Genomic DNA, 17192 nt, shown 5'->3' with positions numbered 1-17192 from the left:
GTTCCTGATGGCATGGTACCTATGGGGCAGCTGCCATTTCGGCAAGGATGCTGCGCGCCGCAAGCCGGGGATCGTCCGCGGCGACGATCGGGCGGGCGACGACGAGATGCGACGCGCCGGCGCGCAAGGCGTCCGCCGGTGTCACGATCCGCTTCTGGTCGCCGGCCGCCGCGCCCTTCGGCCGGATGCCGGGCGTGACCAGCGCCAAATCCGCACCGATGATCGCGCGGATGAAGGCGGCTTCGGCGGCGGACGCCACCAGCCCGCCCATGCCGATCTCGCCTGCCTGGCGCGCGCGCTTGGCCACCAGATCGGCGACGGTCGTGGCGTAGCCGGCCTCGAGAAGGTCCGCATCGTCGAGCGCGGTGAGGACGGTCACGCCGAGAACCAGGAGATCCGAACCCCTGGCGGCATCCATCGCCGCGCGCATGGCGTGGGGGTAGGCATGAACGGTCAGCATGGCCGCGCCGAGGGACAGGGCGCTTTCCACGCCCTTGGCGACGGTGTTCGGAATGTCGAGGAGCTTCAAGTCCAGAAACACCGACTTGCCGGCCTTCGAAAGCTCGGTGACCAGCGGCAGGCCGCCGGAATAGGCGAGCTGATAGCCGATCTTGTAGGTCGAGACGTCATCGCCCAGCCATTCGACGAGGCGCATGGCCTCGCTGGGCGTGGCGACGTCGAGGCCGACGATCAGCCTGTCGCGTGTCGCCACGGCCTGCCCGGGTCTGAATTCGCTCTCGTTCATGGCCATGCTTCTTCGTTGGTGTGACGGACGGCTTGCCGGTAAGCCGGGATCGGGTCGGTTTCGCCCTGCGGCCTAATGGGCTTCGTCCCAGTTCGTGGCGGCCTTGGCGTCCACTTCGAGCGGCACCGACAGGCTGACGCTTGGGCCGGGCGCCGCTTCCATGACGCGCCTGACGACCGCGATCGTCTCGTCGATCTCGCTGTCGTCGACCTCGAAGATGAGTTCGTCGTGGACCTGCAGCAGCATCTGTGCCGAGAGCCCGGCCGTCTCGAGCGCGCTTTCCATGCGCACCATCGCCCGGCGGATCACGTCGGCGGCCGTCCCCTGGATCGGCGCGTTGATCGCCGCGCGCTCGTTGAAGGCGCGGACCTGCGGGTTCTTGGAGGTGATGTCGGGATAGTGCGCCCGCCGCCCGAACAGGGTTTCGACATAGCCGTGCTTCTTCGCGTAGGCCTTCGTCTGGTCCATATAGTCGCGAATGCCGGGAAAGCGCTCGAAATAGCGCTTGATGTAGAGGCCCGCCTCCTCCCGCGGGATCGACAGCTGGTTGGCGAGGCCGAAGGCGGAAATGCCGTAGATGATGCCGAAATTGATGGCCTTCGCCCGCCGCCGCACCATCGGATCCATGCCCTCGACGGGAACGCCGAACATTTCCGAGGCGGTCATCGCATGGATGTCGATGCCGTTCCGGAAGGCGTCCTTCAACTGCGGGATGTCGGCGATGTGGGCGAGAATGCGCAGCTCGATCTGGCTGTAGTCTGCCGAAACGAGCTTCTTGCCCTTCGGGGCGACGAAGGCGGTGCGGATCGCCCGGCCTTCCTCGGTGCGCACCGGAATGTTCTGCAGGTTCGGCTCCGACGAGGAGAGCCGGCCCGTCGTGGTCGAGGCCATGGAGAACGAGGTGTGGATGCGGCCGTTCTCGTCCATGTGCGAGGGCAGGGCATCGGTATAGGTGCCCTTCAGCTTGGTAAGCTGGCGCCAGTCGACGATGCGCCGCGGCAGATCGTGGCCTTCCGCCGCCAGATCCTCCAGCACCCGGGCATCCGTCGACCATTGGCCGGACTTGGTCTTCTTGCCGCCGGGCAGGCCCAGCTTGCCGAACAGGATCTCGCCGAGCTGCTTGGGCGAGCCCGGATTGAACTCTTCGCCGGCCATCTGGGCGATGTCGGCCTCGATGCCGGCCTGTTTCTGGCTGAACCGGCCGGACAGCCGCGACAGGATCTGCCGGTCGACCATGATGCCGCGCTGCTCCATGCGGGCAAGCACCGGCGCGAGCGGCCGTTCGAGCCGCTCGTAGACATGGGCGAGTCGTTCGGCGGCAAGGCGCGGCTTCAGGACCTGCCACAGCCGCAGCGTCACGTCCGCGTCTTCCGCGGCATATTCGGTGACCTTGTCGATCTCCACTGCCGCGATGGGCCGCGCGGTCCGCCCGGAGCCGCAGAGCTCCTTGTAGCTGATCGGCTTGTGGCCGAGCCAGCGCTCGGACAATTCGTCCATGCCGTGGCCTTCGAGGCCGCTCGAGGCATCGAGGGCATAGGAGATCAGCATGGTGTCGTCGATCGGCGTCATGGCGATGCCGTGCTGCAGCATGACGAGGAGATCGTACTTGATGTTCTGGCCGATCTTGAGGACCGAGGCGTCTTCCAGGACGGGCTTCAGGATATCGAGCGCCTCGCCGAGCGGGATCTGCCCGCCGAGGCTCGTTGCGTCCTTCGGCCCGCTGAGAAGATCGGCGTCGGCCGCGACGTGGGCGATGGGCACGTAGGCCGCTTCCCCCGGCGAGATCGCGAAGGAGACGCCGACAAGATCGCCGTTCATCGCCGACAACTGGCTCGTTTCGGTATCGAAAGCCATGCTGCCCTTGTCGCGGGCCCTGTCCATCCAGGAACGGAGCGTCTGCGCATCGCGGATCGTGACATAGCGCGATCGATCGATCGCCTGGCCGGTCGCGCCGTCCTTCAGCCTGGCGGCGAGCCGGGCCGGGGTCGCGGTGAACACCGTATCTCCGGGCGCATCCGGGACTTCGAACGGATCGAGATCGGGGCCGCGCGGCACGCCTTCGATCTTCAGATCGGCGCTTTCGACGTCGCTCGCATCGGTATCGAGCGCCGCGGCCACGCGGCGGGTCAGGGTGGTGAACTCCATCGCCTTCAGGTAGGCGACGAGCTTTTCGCCGTCGGGCTCGTGGATGAACAGGTCGTCGAGCTGTTCGCCGTCGCCCAGCGGCGTGTCGGCGTCGAGCGTGACGAGACGCTTCGACAGGCGCGCCTGGTCGGCGAAGGCGATGAGGTTCTCGCGCCGCTTGGTCTGCTTGATCTCCGGCGCGCGCTCCAGAAGCTCCTCGAGCGTTCCGTACTCCTCGAGAAGCTGCGCGGCCGTCTTCGGGCCGATGCCGGGGACGCCCGGCACGTTGTCCGAGGTGTCGCCGCACAGCGCCTGGAGATCGATCATCTTCTCGGGATAGACGCCGAACTTCTCCTTCACCTCCTGCGCGCCGAGGCGCTTGTCCTTCATCTGGTCGTAGAGGATGACGTTCGGGCCGACGAGTTGCATCAGGTCCTTGTCGGAGGACACGATGGTGACGTCGCCGCCGGCCTCGACCGCAAGCCGGGTATAGGTCGCGATGAGATCGTCCGCCTCGAAGCCTTCCTTCTCGATGCAGGGCAGGTCGAAGGCGCGCACGGCCTCGCGGATCAGTCCGAACTGGGGCTTCAGATCTTCGGGCGGCGCCTCGCGATTCGCCTTGTATTCGGAGTAGAGCGTGTTGCGGAACGTCGTGGACGAATAGTCGAAGATGACCGCAAAATGGGTCGGCACCACGCCCACGGAGGTGTCGCGCGATTCTTCGACCAGCTTCCACAGCATGTTGCAGAAGCCCGACACCGCCCCGACCGGCAACCCGTCCGACTTGCGGGTGAGTGGCGGCAGCGCGTGATAGGCCCTGAAAATATATGCCGAGCCGTCGACGAGGAAGAGATGATCGCCCTTTTTCATGGTCGTCAGAGGTAGCTTGCAGGACGCGGAGAGTCCATCTGCCGGAGCGCCGAAATCGATCCTCCGCCGGCACCGGCCGATCCCCGGCGAACGGGTTTTGCGACAGGGGCCGAACAAACCACCAAAAATGAGATCATATGTGGCCCTGAGGACGTGGTCATCGGCGCTTGCATCCTCTAACGGTCATACGATCATACGCAGAAGGGCATTCTTGCAAAAGCGGTAAGTCATGAGTGAGATGGATAGACTGGGCGGGGAACAGATCGGCGGTGAACCCGACCAACCGGACTTTACCGCGTCTGCCAAGGAAGAGCTCGCCTACAGATTGCAGCAGCAAAAGCTCGTGTCCGAATTCGGCCTCTTCGCGCTGCGCTGCACCTCGCTCGACGAGATCATGCATCAGGCGACGCTGATCGGCGCGCAGGGGCTGAATGTCGAACTGTGCAAGTTCCTTCACTATCGCCCGGTCGAGGCGGACCTTCTGGTGCGGGCCGGGGTCGGTTGGGAAGAGGGGACGATCGGCGTCGTCTCGCTGGCCACCGACATGGCGAGCCCCGCAGGCTATGCCTTCCAGACCGGCCAGCCCGTCCTGTCGAACCATCTGGACACCGAAACACGGTTCCGCACGCCGAAGCTGCTGGTGGATCACGGGGTGCGCCGCGCGCTCAACGTTCCCGTGCGCGACGGTGGCACGCCGCATGGCGTGCTGGAGGCCGATTCGCGCAACAGCTACAAGTTCACGCAGGCCGACATCACCTTCCTGCAGGGGATCGCGAATGTCCTGTCCGTGGTCATCGAGCGCGCCGCGCGGCGGCGGGAACTGAACGAAGCGCTGGAGCGAGAGCGGCTGCTGGGCGGCGAGATGCGCCACCGGGTCAAGAACCTCTTCACGGTGGTCAACTCCCTCATCTCCCTGTCCAAGCGCGAGGCCGACACGAACGGCCATCCGGAAAAGGCGATCGTTCTTCTGGGCGAGCGCGTCTCTGCGCTCGCGCGGGCAAGCCAGGCCGGCCTTGCCGCGCTCGATCGCGACGGCACGACGGCCAAGAAGATGTTCGATCCGATCGAGACATCCAAGCTCGTGCTGATGCCTTACGAAACCCGCGTCACGGTCTCGTCGGGGCATGCGATCCAGATCGAGTTCGACCTGACGACGCTGGCGCTTCTCATCCACGAGCTTGCGACGAACGCAGTCAAGTACGGCGCCCTGTCGAAGGCCGGCGGCACCGTGCATGTCGAATGGATGGAAACCGAGGAGGGCGTGGCGGCGATCTGGTCGGAAGAGGGCGGTCCGGAAATATCCTCCGCGCCCGTGACCGAGGGGTTCGGCCTGAAGCTCATCCGCCGCATGTTGCAGGCGGCCGGCGGCCAGATCGATTACGACTGGCGCCCGGGTGGGCTCGTCGCGACCGTTCGGTTCCGCCGTCCGGTTGCCGCCGATCAGTAACCGGCGTGCGACAGGCGATCGGAACGCGGTTTCCTGATCGCATGCTGCAACCCTGACAACGAATTCGGGGCACCGGATCCGACGATCCGATGCCCCGAAGGAACTTCCTCATCGCAATAGGCCGACCCCTGACGAGGGACGGCGGGTGACGGCGCGAACCGGCCGTCCCCCGTGCGATCCGTCAGCGCTGGCCGGCCGCTCCGGGTGCGTTCGTATCGGCCTTGATGGCGAGAAGCGCGCTCGGATACGTCACCGCGTTCGAATTCGCGCCGTTCTTCGCGACGGAATATTTCGGCTGGACGCTCTGAACGGGTGCGTTCGCTTCCGTCTTCGGCTTTGTAGGCGCCGCATCGGATGCGGACGACGGGCCGTCCTGCGTACCGTTCGATCCATTCATCTCGCTCTGGCGCGATCCGATGACCCGGGCGCTTTCACCGTGATCGCGCGCCCGCGCCTCGAGCACGGGCCTGCCGCTCGTCCCGTCATGTTCGACCGGCGACTTCCACTCGACCGCACCGAGCTTGTGCGTGACCGGCGAGATGGGCTGCCAGTCCTCCAGAATGACGCCGTCGGCCATCCACACGCAATCGCGCGGCGCGCCGATCGCCTTCGCCAGCCATTCGCGAATACGGCCGACCTCGCCGCTCTGCTCTTCCTCGATATCGGCAAGCAGCAGATAGACGCTTTCGGTCGGACGCTTGTCGGCCGCATCGAGCGCGGACGCGCGGGCCAGATCGTAATCCCCGGCATCCAGGGCCGCGCGGGCGACTGCGATGTCGGAATCGGGATGATTCTCGTAGAGGCCCTTCAGCTTCTCGGCCCGGCGAAGCCGGTCCTTGGCGCTGTCGCCGGCCCGCGCATGCACATAGGCCTCCGCAATGTCCGGGTGCGGCGCATTCACCCAAGTCGTCTCCAGATACCGGGTCGCCCTGCGCGAATCGTTGAGGCGGAGAGCGGCCTGCGCGGCGACGAGGGCGGCAGGCACGAAGTCCGGTGCGAGCTTCTGGGCACTGCGCGCCGTCGCGCGTGCGGACTTCGGATCGGCGTCGGCCTGATCCTTCGCCTTCGCCGTCAGCAGAATGGCGCGCAGGCGCTTGGCTTCCTTGTCGGCGACCATGTCGATCGAACGTTGGGCTTCGAGAACCCGCAGGGCGCCGTCCCAGTCGCGGCTCGACGATTTGCGCTCGAGAACCGCCTCCGCCGCCCATGGAAGGTTCGGCGCGATGCGCAACGCACGCTCGGCGTAATATTCCTGTGCGGACAGATCGCCGACACGCTTGGCCTCGAGGAACAGACCGCGCAGGGCCAGAAGCTTCGTGTTCGGATCGTCTTCCATGCCGCGGAAGATCGACACCGCGCGCTCGTGATCGCCTTCGATGAGGGCGGTCTGGGCATCCAGGAAGCCGAGAATGGCCCTGTCGTCGCTGCCGATCCGGCCTTCGCTCTTCTTGATCATCTGGCGCGCCAAGGTCGCGTTCCCGGCGCCGGCAGCCAGAACGCCACGCGTCAGGTAATCGTGGCCCTTGCTGTTGCGCCGCCGCCGGTTCCACGTCGACGCCGTCGCCGGAGCCCTGAAGAGCTTGACGAGGACCCAGACCAGAAGGATCGAGGCGACGATGACGGCGACCGCGATGGCAAGGAAGATGATCATCGAGACTTCGACGGTCTGTCCCTGCCACGCGAATGTCGCAGACCCAGGATTATCCGCCAGCCAGCCGAAGCCGAGGTAGAGTGCAAGGATCAGGATGAAGAATGTCAGTATGCCCCACATGTTTGGCAGTGGCTCCCGTTATCCCTGGTTGTTCTGGCCGGGCGCATCCACGCTCGAGCCGTTCGATTGCGTCGCGGAGATGGCATCCGACAACGCCTTGTTTGCAGCCAGACGGGCCTCGACGTCGGCGAAGAACGCGCTGCCGGCCTGCTTGGCGTCGTCCGGCAGGGTCTGCCATTCCTGGACAAAGCCCTGAAGATCACCAGCGGAAATGGCGCGGTCGAGCTTCGCGATCACCGCATCCGGCGAGGTCGCGTCGGCCGGGATCTCGCCGCTCGGGCGGGTTTCCACCAGCGACCTGAAACCTGCCATCACCTGATCGCCGATGGGCGCGTCCGTGCCCGGACCGGTGAGGGCTGCAGAGACCGCGCCTTCGACATCGTTCCAGCGTTCCGCGAGCATTCCGGCTGTCGGCACCCCGCTTCCGGCGTAGGGCCGCAGCGTCTCCGTGGCTTCCTGCGCGCCGCCCGCATCAGCAAAATTCTGAAGTTCGGTCTCGAACGCCCCGCCGCTGTCGATCGCGCTCTTCAATCCGGCCGCGGCCAGCGCCGTCGAAGCGTCGGCCTGCCGCTGCTCGATGGACGCAAGGCGCGTTTCGAACGTCTGGCGGGTCTCCTCGAGGGAGGATTGCAGCGCCTCGACCGAGGATTGTGCCGAGGACGCGGACTGCGCGGCCTCCTCGGCCGCGGTCTGCGCACCCGTTGCGGTGTCCTGGGCGGCGCTGGCCGTCTCCTGCGTCTCGCTGAGGGTCTGGCGCAGTTCGGCAATGTCCTCGGCCGCTTCCGCCGCGCCGGCCTGGCCGGATGCCGCGTCCGAAGCGCTCGTCTCCAGCGCCTGGAGACGACTGTTCAACGCATTCACCTCCTCGGGCGTGAGACCCGGAACGCTTTCGTCCTGGGCGCCCGCCGCCGCCGTGCTCTCATCGACCTGCGTACGAAGGGCGGCGAGTTCCTGCTCGAGACGCTCGATCTGCGAAGTCGTCGTATCGGCGGCGGCGACCTCCTCGGGGCGCGGATCGAAATAGCCGGTCTGAAAGAGATAGGCAGCCACGGCGAGGGCCGAGGCGGCACCGATCAGACCCGCGAACAGGGCGCCGCCGAAGCCGACACCCGACCGTCCGGTCGCATCGGAGGGCGACGTCGTGCCGGCGGAGGCGGTCGCCGGGATTGCGGCGCGTCCGGTGCGATCGTCCGGCCCTGCGTTCCCTGCCGCGCCCGTCGAGCGCACCGGATCGGGCGTGCGCGTCACCGCTGCCTGGCCCTGATAGCCGCCGGTCTTCGACCAGTCGGAATTCCTGCCGGACCGGCTGTCGCCCTCGGCTCCTTTGCCGCTGGTCTGCGCGCCCGCCACGGGCTCGTCGTCGGCGGGCCTGGGCGGCGCCGCAGCGGTCGCCGGCTGCTCGGCCGGTGCCGGCAACGACTTGTCGTGATCGTCCATGTCCGCGCGTTCGCCCATCGCCGCATCCTGCGCCGGGTCGTCATGAACGGGTTTTTCGAGTTTTGAATCGTTTTCAGCCATAGGCTCGCTCAATACTTCCGACTGCGCATGGGTTTCGTCAGTTTCGGTGAATGTCTCGTCCGGCGTGGATCGCGTGCCGTCGCCAGCTTCGACCGGCGCATCGACCTTCTTCGCGTCTCCATCGATCGTCACGTTTCGCGAACGGTTGGCTCGCGAACGACGCGGGCGGTTCGTCATCGGGACAGCTCCATCATCTCAAGCGAAACGTCGAGCCGCTTCTGGTTGCCAGCGAAGTACGTTACCGCCAATTCGTCACCCATTCGAAGATCGAGCGCAAGTTTCACGCTTCCGTTTCGGTGAAACTAGGCGATCAAAGCCGTTCGAAAAGCGAGACGAGGCTCGGCGCGTCGGAAATTTTGATCAATTCGCGCGCACGGGCCGGGAATGCCTCGGCGATTCGCGCCGACAGGCACAGGAGGCGCGGGGGCGGCTGGAGCGCCTCGAACCGCGGCAGGAGGATATCCGCGAACGCCATCGCCTGCGCCTTTGACAGAAGAAGCACCGCGCCGATGGCATCGCCTTGGAAAAGCGCGTCGATCTCCCGATCCGGAGGCGTGCGCCGGACGATGTCGTAGACCTCCCAGGCCCGCAGCGCGATCGAGGTTCCGGTCACGGCAGCTTCGAGGGCGCCGGTCCGGTTTCGACCTGCCGCATACAGCAGCGTGGCACCCGGCAGGGCATGTCCGAACGCGGATTCGACGAGACGCGGCAGGGTTTCCGCCCGCCCGTCGCCGGCGGCGACATTTTCGAAGCCGCATGCCCGCACCGCATTCGCCGTCGCCTCGCCGACGGCAAAGCAGATGCGGTTGTCGTTCGGAAAGGCGTCGGCGAGCGCTTCGGCAGCCTGCGCGCTGGTCACGACGAAGCCGTCGAACGTCGTCTGCGGCACGGGCGTCCTCAGCCGGACCACCTCCTCCAGCGGGCAGCTGACCGGATCGCGGCCGAGGGCCGACAGCTGCCGCGCGGTGTCGCGGGCGGCCGCCTCCTCGCGGACGACGAGAACGCGCGTCATGGAGGCGCTCGCCCTCAAGGCTGCGGCTCGCCCCACCCGTCGAAGAAACGGGGGCCTGCCTTTGCGAGGACGGCGCGACCGGCACGTTCGCCGATCTCGGTTGCGGCATCGGCGTCGCCCGCCTCGTGGATCTCGTGGACCTCCGTTCCGTCGGGCCGAAGGATCATGCCGTGAAAGCTCATCCGGCCGTCATGGGCCAGAACGGCGCGCGCGGCGATCGGGGTGCGGCAGGAGCCGTCGAGAACCTTCAGGAACGCGCGCTCGGCATGGAGCGTGTGCGTGGTCTCCCGATGCGCGATGGCCGCCACCAGTTCGTCGACGCGGGTGTCCGCGTCCCGGCTCTCGATGCAGATCGCGCCCTGGCCCGGCGCCGGCGGAAACTCCTCCGGCGACAGGATGTCAGTGGCGTGATGGGCCATCTCCATGCGGTTGAGGCCGGCAATGGCCAGAAGCGTCGCGTCCGCATGCCCTTCGGCAAGCTTGCGCAGCCGGGTCTGGACGTTGCCGCGGAACATGATCGTCCTGAGATCGGGACGCATGCGCTTCAAAAGCGCCTGACGGCGCAGCGAGGCCGAGCCGACGGTCGCACCCTCGGGAAGGTCTGCAATGGTCCGGGCGTCGCGCCCGATGAAGGCGTCGCGTACGTCCTCGCGCTCGAGGAACGCCGAAATATGAAGCCCGTCGGGGATCGCCGTCGCCATGTCCTTGGAGGAATGAACCGCCAGATCGATCCGCCCGTCGAGAAGCGCGGCCTCGATCTCCTTGGTGAACAGGCCCTTGCCGCCGACCTCGGACAGCGGCCGGTCGAGAATGCGGTCGCCGGCTGTCGAGATCACCTCGATCGCGAAGTCGGCCTCCGACAGCCCGTGGGCGGCGATGAGACGGGCGCGGACTTCGCTCGCCTGGGCAAGCGCGAGCGGGCTGCCACGGGTTCCGATCTTGAAGATCCTGTCAGTCTCGGCCATGTCGTCGTCCGCCCGTTGTCAGTCTCGCGTGGTCACGTTCGTTTGTCATCAATAGGCAGGCGGGGCGGCCCGTGGCAACGGATGGCCCCGGCTTTTCACGCAAAACGGCAGGCGTGCAGGGTTCGCGGGACCGGACACTGGATCGGCGCGAAGCCTTCCCGCACTTCCATCCCGCGCCCGGACCTGCGAGAACGCCGCATCGGACATGAGGACGGCGTTCGGCATGAACAGCGCAGATTTCCTGGTGGCGGACCGAGGCTTCGGCACGCCCGTCATTCTCGGCATCGAGACGAGTTGCGACGAGACGGCGGCCGCCATCGTCACGCGCGATGCCTCGGGCATGCCGGTCATCCGCTCGAACATCATCTACAGCCAGATCGACGACCATGCCGCCTTCGGCGGCGTCGTGCCGGAAATCGCGGCGCGCGCCCACGCCGAAGCGCTGGACGGCATCGTGTCCGCCGCGCTCGATGCGGCCGGCATCGATCTGTCCGCCGTCTCTTGCGTTGCGGCGACGTCCGGTCCGGGCCTTATCGGCGGCCTGATCGTGGGGTCGGTCACCGCCCGCGCGATCGCCCATGGGCGCGGACTGCCCTTCATCGCGGTCAACCATCTGGAAGGTCACGCGCTGACGCCGCGCCTCACCGACGCGCTCGCCTATCCCTATCTCATGCTGCTCGTGTCCGGCGGGCACACGCAGATCGTTCTGGTACGCGGTCTCGGCGCTTACGAGCGCTGGGGGACGACGATCGACGACGCGCTCGGCGAGGCGTTCGACAAGACGGCCAAGCTGCTCGAACTCGGCTCTCCCGGCGGCCCGAAGGTGGAAGCGGCGGCGCGCGGCGGCGATCCGAAACGCTTTGCGCTGCCCCGCCCCACGCGCGGCGAAACGCGCCTCGATTTCTCCTTTTCCGGCCTGAAGACGGCCGTGCGGCAGGCGGCCCTGAAGGCCGCTCCCTTGAGCGCGGTCGACGTCGGCGACCTCTGCGCGAGCTTCCAGATGGCTTGCGCGGACGTGATCGCCGATCGGATGATGCGTGCATTCGCGAGATTTCGCGCCGAATATTCCGATATCGCGGTTCCGACGGTGGCGGTCGCCGGCGGCGTGGCGGCCAATGAAACCATCCGGCAACGGCTGGACGAAGCGGCGAGAAAAGCGGGCTTCACGCTCGTCGCGCCGCCGCTCAGGCTTTGCACCGACAATGGTGCGATGATCGCCTATGCCGGCCTCGAGCGCTTCGAGGCGGGCCTCGTCGACCGGCTCGATACGCCCGTGCGCTCGCGCTGGCCGCTGGACGAGACCGCCGCACCGCTAGTCGGGTCTGGACGCAGGGGAGCCAAGGCATGAAACAGATCACCGTGATCGGGGCGGGGGCCTGGGGCACCGCGCTCGCCAGCCTTTACGCAAGGGCCGGCAACGATGTCGTGCTTTACGGGCGCGACGCGGCGGCGATGGCCGCCATCGCCGCCGAGCACCGCAACGCCGCCTATCTGCCGGATATCGAGCTGCCGGCCGCGCTGCGCGCGACGAGCGATCCCCGGATTGCCCTGGAGCACGCCGAGACCGTGCTGTTCGTTCTGCCGGCGCAGGCGCTCGACGGGGCGAGCGAGGCTTTGGCGCGCTTCGTGCCGAAGACGGCCCTCCTGGTCCTCTGCGCCAAGGGGATCGACCGGAAGAGCGGACGGTTCGCCTCGCAGATCGTTCGGGAGCGCCTTGCCGACAATCCGTTCTGCGTCCTGTCCGGCCCGAGCTTTGCCCGCGATGTCGCAAGGGGCCTGCCGACGGCCGTGACGGTGGCGGCGCCCACGATCGCGCTTGCGGAAGCGGCGAGCGAGCAGCTTTCGACCGAGGCGTTCCGCTGCTATGCCAGCGACGATATCGCAGGCGTCGAGGCGGGCGGCGCGCTGAAGAACGTTCTCGCGCTGGCCGCCGGCATGGCGATCGGGCGCGGGCTCGGCGAATCGGCCAAGGCCGCCATCGTCACGCGTGGATTTGCCGAACTGCGCCGGCTCGGCGACGCGTTCGGGGCGCAGCCCGAAACCCTGATGGGCCTGTCGGGCCTCGGCGATCTGATCCTCACCTGTTCCAGCGAACAGTCGCGCAATTTCGCCTATGGCGTCGCCCTTGGCCGCGGCGTCGACCGCACGGACCTGAAGCTTGCCGAGGGCGTCTATTCCGCCGGGATCGCGGCAAGGCTTGCCCGCGAGCGGGCCATCGAGGCGCCGATCCTCGAGGTGGTCTCGCACATTCTCGCCGGCGAGATTTCGGTCGACGAGGCGATGCGGACCCTTCTCGCCCGCCCCTTGCGCCGGGAAGCCGAGAGCGTCTAACGCTGCGAACCATCAGTTTGCGAGGAGGAGATCACCCATGTTGTTTGCCATCATCTGCGAGGACAAGCCGAACAGTCTCGAATTGCGCAAGGCGACGCGCCCGGAGCATGTCGACTTCCTGAACGGGCTCGGCGAGACGCTGTCGTTCGCAGGTCCCTTCCTGAACGACGAGGAAGCCCCCTGCGGCAGCCTCGTCGTCGTCGAAGCCAGGGACAAGGCCGAAGCCCAGGAGATTGCCGGCCGCGACCCTTATGCCCGTGCCGGGCTGTTCGAAACCGTCACCGTGCGTCCCTGGGTCTGGGCGATCAAGAAGCCGGCGGACGCCTGAGGAGACACGCATTGCGTTACTGGTTGTTCAAGTCCGAACCCTTCAAATGGTCCTTCGACATGCAGAAGGCGAAGGGCGATGCCGGCCAGGAATGGGATGGCGTGCGCAATTATCAGGCCCGCAATTTCATGCGCGAGATGAAGGTCGGCGATCGCGGCTTCTTCTACCATTCCAACGAGGGCAAGGCGGTCGTCGGGATCGTCGAGGTGATCGCGGAAGCCCATCGGGACTCCACGGCCGACGGCGACCGGTGGGAGTGCGTCGACGTCAAGGCGGTGATGGACGTGCCGAGGCCCGTCACGCTCGATCAGGTGAAGAACGACGAGCGGCTGAAGGACATGATCCTCGTCAACAATTCGCGCCTGTCGGTGCAGCCCGTCGAGGAGGCCGAGTTCCGGCTCGTCTGCGAACTGGGCGGTCTCGATCCGGCCGAAGCGATGGGCGGCTAGACCGCCCCCACGCATCCAGCCGCCGCCGCCCGATCCGCCGGGCGAGCGGCGGAGGTCGCGCACCTTACTGCGCGGCGTCTTCGCCGAAGCCGAGCGGGTTGCCCTCGACGATGGTGCCGGTGCCCTGGCTCTCGCCGTCCTTCGACCATTCGAGCCGGTCGCCTTCTATGGTCGCCTGATAGCAGCCATATTCGGTGTCCGGATAGCACACGCCCTCGTCGGTGATCTCGTATCGGCCGGTGGTCGTGGCGTCAGCATAGGTGCCGTCCTCGCCGAAATAGCTCGTATAGGCAGCGCCCCCCATGCCGCCCTGGAACGTGTTGCCGACGAGGGCCGAGCGGATGTCGTCAGCCGACGATTGGGCGAATGCCGGTGCCGCGAAGGCAAGGGCGGCGGTTGCGGCGAGTAGCGGAAGGCGCATGGACAAATCCTCGATGGAAGGGGGTCGCATCGCGACCGGACCGGGTTACTCCCGGCTATCTCGGTCGCGGCGCCGATTCGGCCACCTTCTGCGACCTGCACATATTGTCCCGCCCGCAAACGTCGGGAGCGCCTGTCGCCGCCTGGCGATCGATGCGCTGCTTCACCTTGGCCGCGATCTCGTCCATCGTGGCGGTGAGCCGATTGATCTGTGACAGCGTGCCGAACTGCCGGGGCGCGTATCGGCTGACGAGATATTCACGCCGGTCGGACATGGCGACGAGATGGGCGGCCGTCCTGCCGCGAAGGCCGAGACCGGACGCCAGGGCATGATCGGCGCGCTTCCCAAGGTCATGGTGAAGCGCACGGATGGCCGCCGGACTGACCCCGTCCAGCAGCATCCATGCGTTGAGATAGAGTTCGACCGCATGGGTCGCCGTCAGCCGGAAGGGCGCGCGGGACAAATGGTCGCCGGACCGGCCGAGCGCAGAAAGGGCGTTGGCCGCGATGCGATATTCTTCCGCGAGACGGAAGATCTCCACGGCCGTCGCTTCGCTTCCGGGGAAGGGGGTGCGCTCGAGGGTCATCCCGGCAAAATCTGCTACCGAAGATGTTAAGGTCGGCTTTCGGCCAGCTGTCCGGAGCCAGGCGACAGAGGCCTGCGCGAATGTTTCTCGTCACGTGGCTAATGCCGGATGAAGCCGGGACTGCGACATCTTGAACCGCGGAACCTTCGGATGGCCGGAACATTTCAGGAACAGTTGAGATCGAACCGAAGAGACATTCCATGTCCGATGCGACACCCAAGACCGATAGCTCGTCGAACACCGAGAAGGACCCTGCCGACTGGACGACCGGAAACGAGCCGATGACCGGTGCCCAGGCCTCTTACCTGAAAACCTTGTGCGAAGAGACCGGCACGCCGTTCGACGAGACACTCGACAAGGCCGATGCCTCGATCATGATCGACAAGCTGCAGGGCCAGAGCAAGCGCGTCGGCGGCGATTGATCCGCGCGACCTGATCCGATCCATCCGCGCGCGTCGTAACGCTCGACGCGCGCGGTTTCGAGCCGCCTCGCACGCCGGAGGTGCGATGCCACAGTCCATGCTGCGGCGCCATTCCATGCGTTCGCCCTTGATCCTTTCTGGAATCGTTCCAAACTGGATGGATCACGCGGCCTGAAGGACTGGAGTGGGCAGGATGAGCCTTGTTCGCAATCTCGGCGACCTGTTCTTCGAGGACGAGGAAAACCGGGTCTGCAGGGATATTCCGGCCAGTGCCTGCCGGGACCAGCCGCAAAATGCCGGCATTCACCTGATCAGCCTGACCGCCACGAAGGCCGGCGACGGGCTTCTCGATCCCAAGCTCATACTGCCCTGGCTTCTGCAGTCGGTCGGCGCGCCGGGTGCGGCGATCGGGCTCCTGGTGCCGATCCGCGAATCGCTGGCGCTGCTTCCGCAGATATTCACGGCCCACCATGTCCGCGCGATGCCGCGCCGCAAATGGATCTGGAGTCTCGGCTCGGCCATCGAAGCGGCAGCGATCTTCGCGATGGCCGCATGTCTCGTCGCGTTCGAGGGCGCGGTCGCCGGCTGGTCGGTGGCGGCCTTTCTCGCCCTGTTCGCGCTCGGCCGTTCGCTGGCGTCCGTGTCCTACAAGGACGTTCTCGGCAAGACGATCTCCAAGACACGGCGCGGCGCGATCACCGGCATGGCGGGTTCCATCGCGGCAGCGCTGGTGCTCGTCTACGGCGCGGCGCTCGCCCTCGACGTTCTGCCGCTCGACAGGACGGTTCTTCTCGTCGGCCTTGGCATCGGCGGCGCGCTGTTCGCGGCCGCCGCCTTCAGCTTCACGATGCTGGCGGAAGAGGCCGGCGCCAACGAGGGCGGCGAAAGCGGGCTGAAAGCGATCCTCGACAATGGACGCCGCGCATGGGCCGACCGACAGTTCCGCCTGTTCGTCACCACCCGGGCGCTTCTCACCGCAACGGCGGTCGCGCCGCCCTATCTGCTTCTTTCGGCTGGCGAAAATGGCGGCGAGGCGCTTGGAACCCTGGGCAGCTTCGTTCTTGCCTCCTCGCTTGCGGCGATTGTCGGATCCTCGGTCTGGGGCTGGCTGTCGGACCGCTCCAGCCGCGCGGTTCTGATCTGTTCGGCGATGGCGGGGTTCGTCGTGCTCGCCGTCTCCTCGGGGCTGGCGCTGGCGGAAGCGACACGGGCGCTCTGGCCGATCGCAGCCCCCTTCGCGCTGTTCTGTCTGATGCTCGCCTATCAGGGTGTCCGGCAGGGCCGGTCGATCCATCTTACCGACATGGCAAGGCCCGAGGACCGGGCCGTCTATACGGCGGTCTCGAACACAATCATCGGCGCGGTGCTTCTGGCCATGGGCGCGTTCGGCCTTCTCGCCGACAGGCTCGGCACGCCCTGCGTGCTCGCCGCGTTCGCCGTTCTCTGCCTTGGCGCGACGGTCACCGCGGCCCGGCTCGAGGACGTCCAGCAGGATGCCGGCGACGGGCGTTGAGGACGCAGGCGGCGCATCCCCTCGCGCCGGGAGCTCTGCGCGGGTGCTTCAGCCGTTCGAGCGGTCCATGTCCCCATCTTCGCCGCCGTCGCCCGTCTCCTCGTCATATCCTGCGTCTTCGTCCTCTTGCGCACCCCCATCCTTCAGAAGGCCTGCCGGGCCGGGATCGACCCGCAGGATGCCCGTCTCGATGTCGAGTTCGGGAATGGCGGCCTCGGAGAAGGGGATCATGATCGTCATGCCCTCGTCGGGCGCGACCTCGAGGAGATCGCCAGCGCCGAAATTGTGGACGGCGATGACGGTCCCCACCGCCTCGCCCGCCAGCGTCTCGACCGTCAGGCCTTCCAGATCGTCGAGATAGAACTCGTCGTCATCCTCGGGTTCCGGCAGGAGCGCCCGCTCGACGAAGAGTTCGCGGCCGTTGATCCGTTCGGCATGGTTGCGGTCGGTGACCTCCGCGAACGTGACGACGACGACGTTCTTCTGCTTGCGCGCCGATTTCACGGTGTAGCGGTTGCCGTCGGCATCCTGCAGGGGGCCGTAGGCGCCGAGATCGGTGGGAATGTCGGTGTAGGATTTCACCCGGCATTCGCCGCGAATGCCGTGCGCACCTCCAATGATTCCAAGGAGAACGGGGTTTTCAAGCGTCATCGAGTTCGACCGTCCGCAGATGAAACGAAAAAGCCCTGC

General features: G+C 66.7%; 16 protein-coding genes. 7 read left to right on the top strand and 9 right to left on the bottom strand.

Features of this window, described 5'->3' with window-relative positions:
• Nucleotides 1-19: 19 nt before the first annotated feature.
• Nucleotides 20-745 carry an orotidine-5'-phosphate decarboxylase gene (gene pyrF, locus U0C82_RS04580; RefSeq protein ID WP_322185873.1) on the bottom strand — a complete coding sequence of 242 codons (726 nt, stop codon included), beginning with the start codon at nt 743-745 and terminating at the stop codon, nt 20-22.
• Nucleotides 746-817: 72 nt separating this feature from the next.
• Complete coding sequence (polA, locus tag U0C82_RS04575; protein WP_322185872.1) at nt 818-3739, bottom strand: DNA polymerase I; 2922 nt, start codon at nt 3737-3739, stop codon at nt 818-820.
• Between the two features lie 229 nt (nt 3740-3968).
• Between polA and U0C82_RS04570 the strand changes: the two genes are divergently transcribed.
• Entirely contained in the window at nt 3969-5186 is a 1218-nt protein-coding gene (locus tag U0C82_RS04570; protein ID WP_322185871.1) for a sensor histidine kinase, read from the top strand.
• 181 nt (nt 5187-5367) lie between these two features.
• On the opposite strand, the gene U0C82_RS04565 is transcribed toward U0C82_RS04570, so the two are convergent.
• The 4 genes from U0C82_RS04565 to hemC form a co-directional block, all read right to left on the bottom strand.
• A complete protein-coding gene (locus U0C82_RS04565; protein WP_322185870.1) occupies nt 5368-6957 on the bottom strand; it encodes a heme biosynthesis protein HemY in 1590 nt (529 codons plus the stop codon).
• A gap of 18 nt (nt 6958-6975) precedes the next feature.
• The gene (locus U0C82_RS04560; RefSeq protein ID WP_322185869.1) at nt 6976-8607 is read right to left on the bottom strand and encodes a hypothetical protein; all 1632 of its coding nucleotides are present in this window, start codon (nt 8605-8607) and stop codon (nt 6976-6978) included.
• A 178-nt stretch (nt 8608-8785) separates the two neighbouring features.
• Entirely contained in the window at nt 8786-9487 is a 702-nt protein-coding gene (locus U0C82_RS04555) for a uroporphyrinogen-III synthase (RefSeq protein ID WP_322185868.1), read from the bottom strand.
• Between the two features lie 14 nt (nt 9488-9501).
• Nucleotides 9502-10452 (bottom strand): hydroxymethylbilane synthase, encoded by a 951-nt coding sequence (hemC, locus tag U0C82_RS04550; RefSeq protein ID WP_322185867.1) that lies wholly within the window; start codon nt 10450-10452, stop codon nt 9502-9504.
• A gap of 223 nt (nt 10453-10675) precedes the next feature.
• Between hemC and tsaD the strand changes: the two genes are divergently transcribed.
• The 4 genes from tsaD to U0C82_RS04530 are packed head-to-tail and all read left to right on the top strand — an operon-like array spanning nt 10676 to nt 13560.
• Nucleotides 10676-11800 (top strand): tRNA (adenosine(37)-N6)-threonylcarbamoyltransferase complex transferase subunit TsaD, encoded by a 1125-nt coding sequence (gene tsaD / locus U0C82_RS04545; RefSeq protein ID WP_322185866.1) that lies wholly within the window; start codon nt 10676-10678, stop codon nt 11798-11800.
• On the top strand, nt 11797-12783 hold the full coding sequence (locus U0C82_RS04540; protein ID WP_322185865.1) for an NAD(P)H-dependent glycerol-3-phosphate dehydrogenase: 987 nt from the start codon (nt 11797-11799) through the stop codon (nt 12781-12783). Before tsaD ends, U0C82_RS04540 begins: the two co-directional genes overlap by 4 nt.
• Before the next feature lie 37 nt (nt 12784-12820).
• Nucleotides 12821-13111, top strand: coding sequence for a YciI-like protein (locus U0C82_RS04535; protein WP_322185864.1), 291 nt, complete (start codon nt 12821-12823; stop codon nt 13109-13111).
• Nucleotides 13112-13122: 11 nt separating this feature from the next.
• On the top strand, nt 13123-13560 hold the full coding sequence (locus U0C82_RS04530) for an EVE domain-containing protein (protein ID WP_322185863.1): 438 nt from the start codon (nt 13123-13125) through the stop codon (nt 13558-13560).
• Nucleotides 13561-13624: 64 nt separating this feature from the next.
• Here U0C82_RS04530 and U0C82_RS04525 read toward each other — a convergent pair whose 3' ends face one another.
• Nucleotides 13625-13981, bottom strand: coding sequence for a hypothetical protein (locus U0C82_RS04525; protein ID WP_322185862.1), 357 nt, complete (start codon nt 13979-13981; stop codon nt 13625-13627).
• 55 nt (nt 13982-14036) lie between these two features.
• Entirely contained in the window at nt 14037-14567 is a 531-nt protein-coding gene (locus U0C82_RS04520) for a hypothetical protein (protein WP_322185861.1), read from the bottom strand.
• A gap of 200 nt (nt 14568-14767) precedes the next feature.
• Between U0C82_RS04520 and U0C82_RS04515 the strand changes: the two genes are divergently transcribed.
• Both U0C82_RS04515 and U0C82_RS04510 read left to right on the top strand, forming a co-directional pair.
• Complete coding sequence (locus tag U0C82_RS04515; protein WP_322185860.1) at nt 14768-14989, top strand: DUF3072 domain-containing protein; 222 nt, start codon at nt 14768-14770, stop codon at nt 14987-14989.
• Between the two features lie 193 nt (nt 14990-15182).
• The gene (locus U0C82_RS04510; protein ID WP_322185859.1) at nt 15183-16502 is read left to right on the top strand and encodes an MFS transporter permease; all 1320 of its coding nucleotides are present in this window, start codon (nt 15183-15185) and stop codon (nt 16500-16502) included.
• 48 nt (nt 16503-16550) lie between these two features.
• Here the strand turns inward: U0C82_RS04510 and rimM are convergent, their stop codons facing one another.
• Nucleotides 16551-17153, bottom strand: coding sequence for a ribosome maturation factor RimM (gene rimM, locus U0C82_RS04505; protein ID WP_322185858.1), 603 nt, complete (start codon nt 17151-17153; stop codon nt 16551-16553).
• Nucleotides 17154-17192 lie beyond the last annotated feature (39 nt).

The organism is Fulvimarina uroteuthidis, assembly GCF_034321785.1.
GTDB lineage: Bacteria > Pseudomonadota > Alphaproteobacteria > Rhizobiales > Rhizobiaceae > Fulvimarina > Fulvimarina uroteuthidis.
Note: the sequence above shows the minus strand (reverse complement) of the source record. Positions and strands in the feature narration are given on the sequence as shown.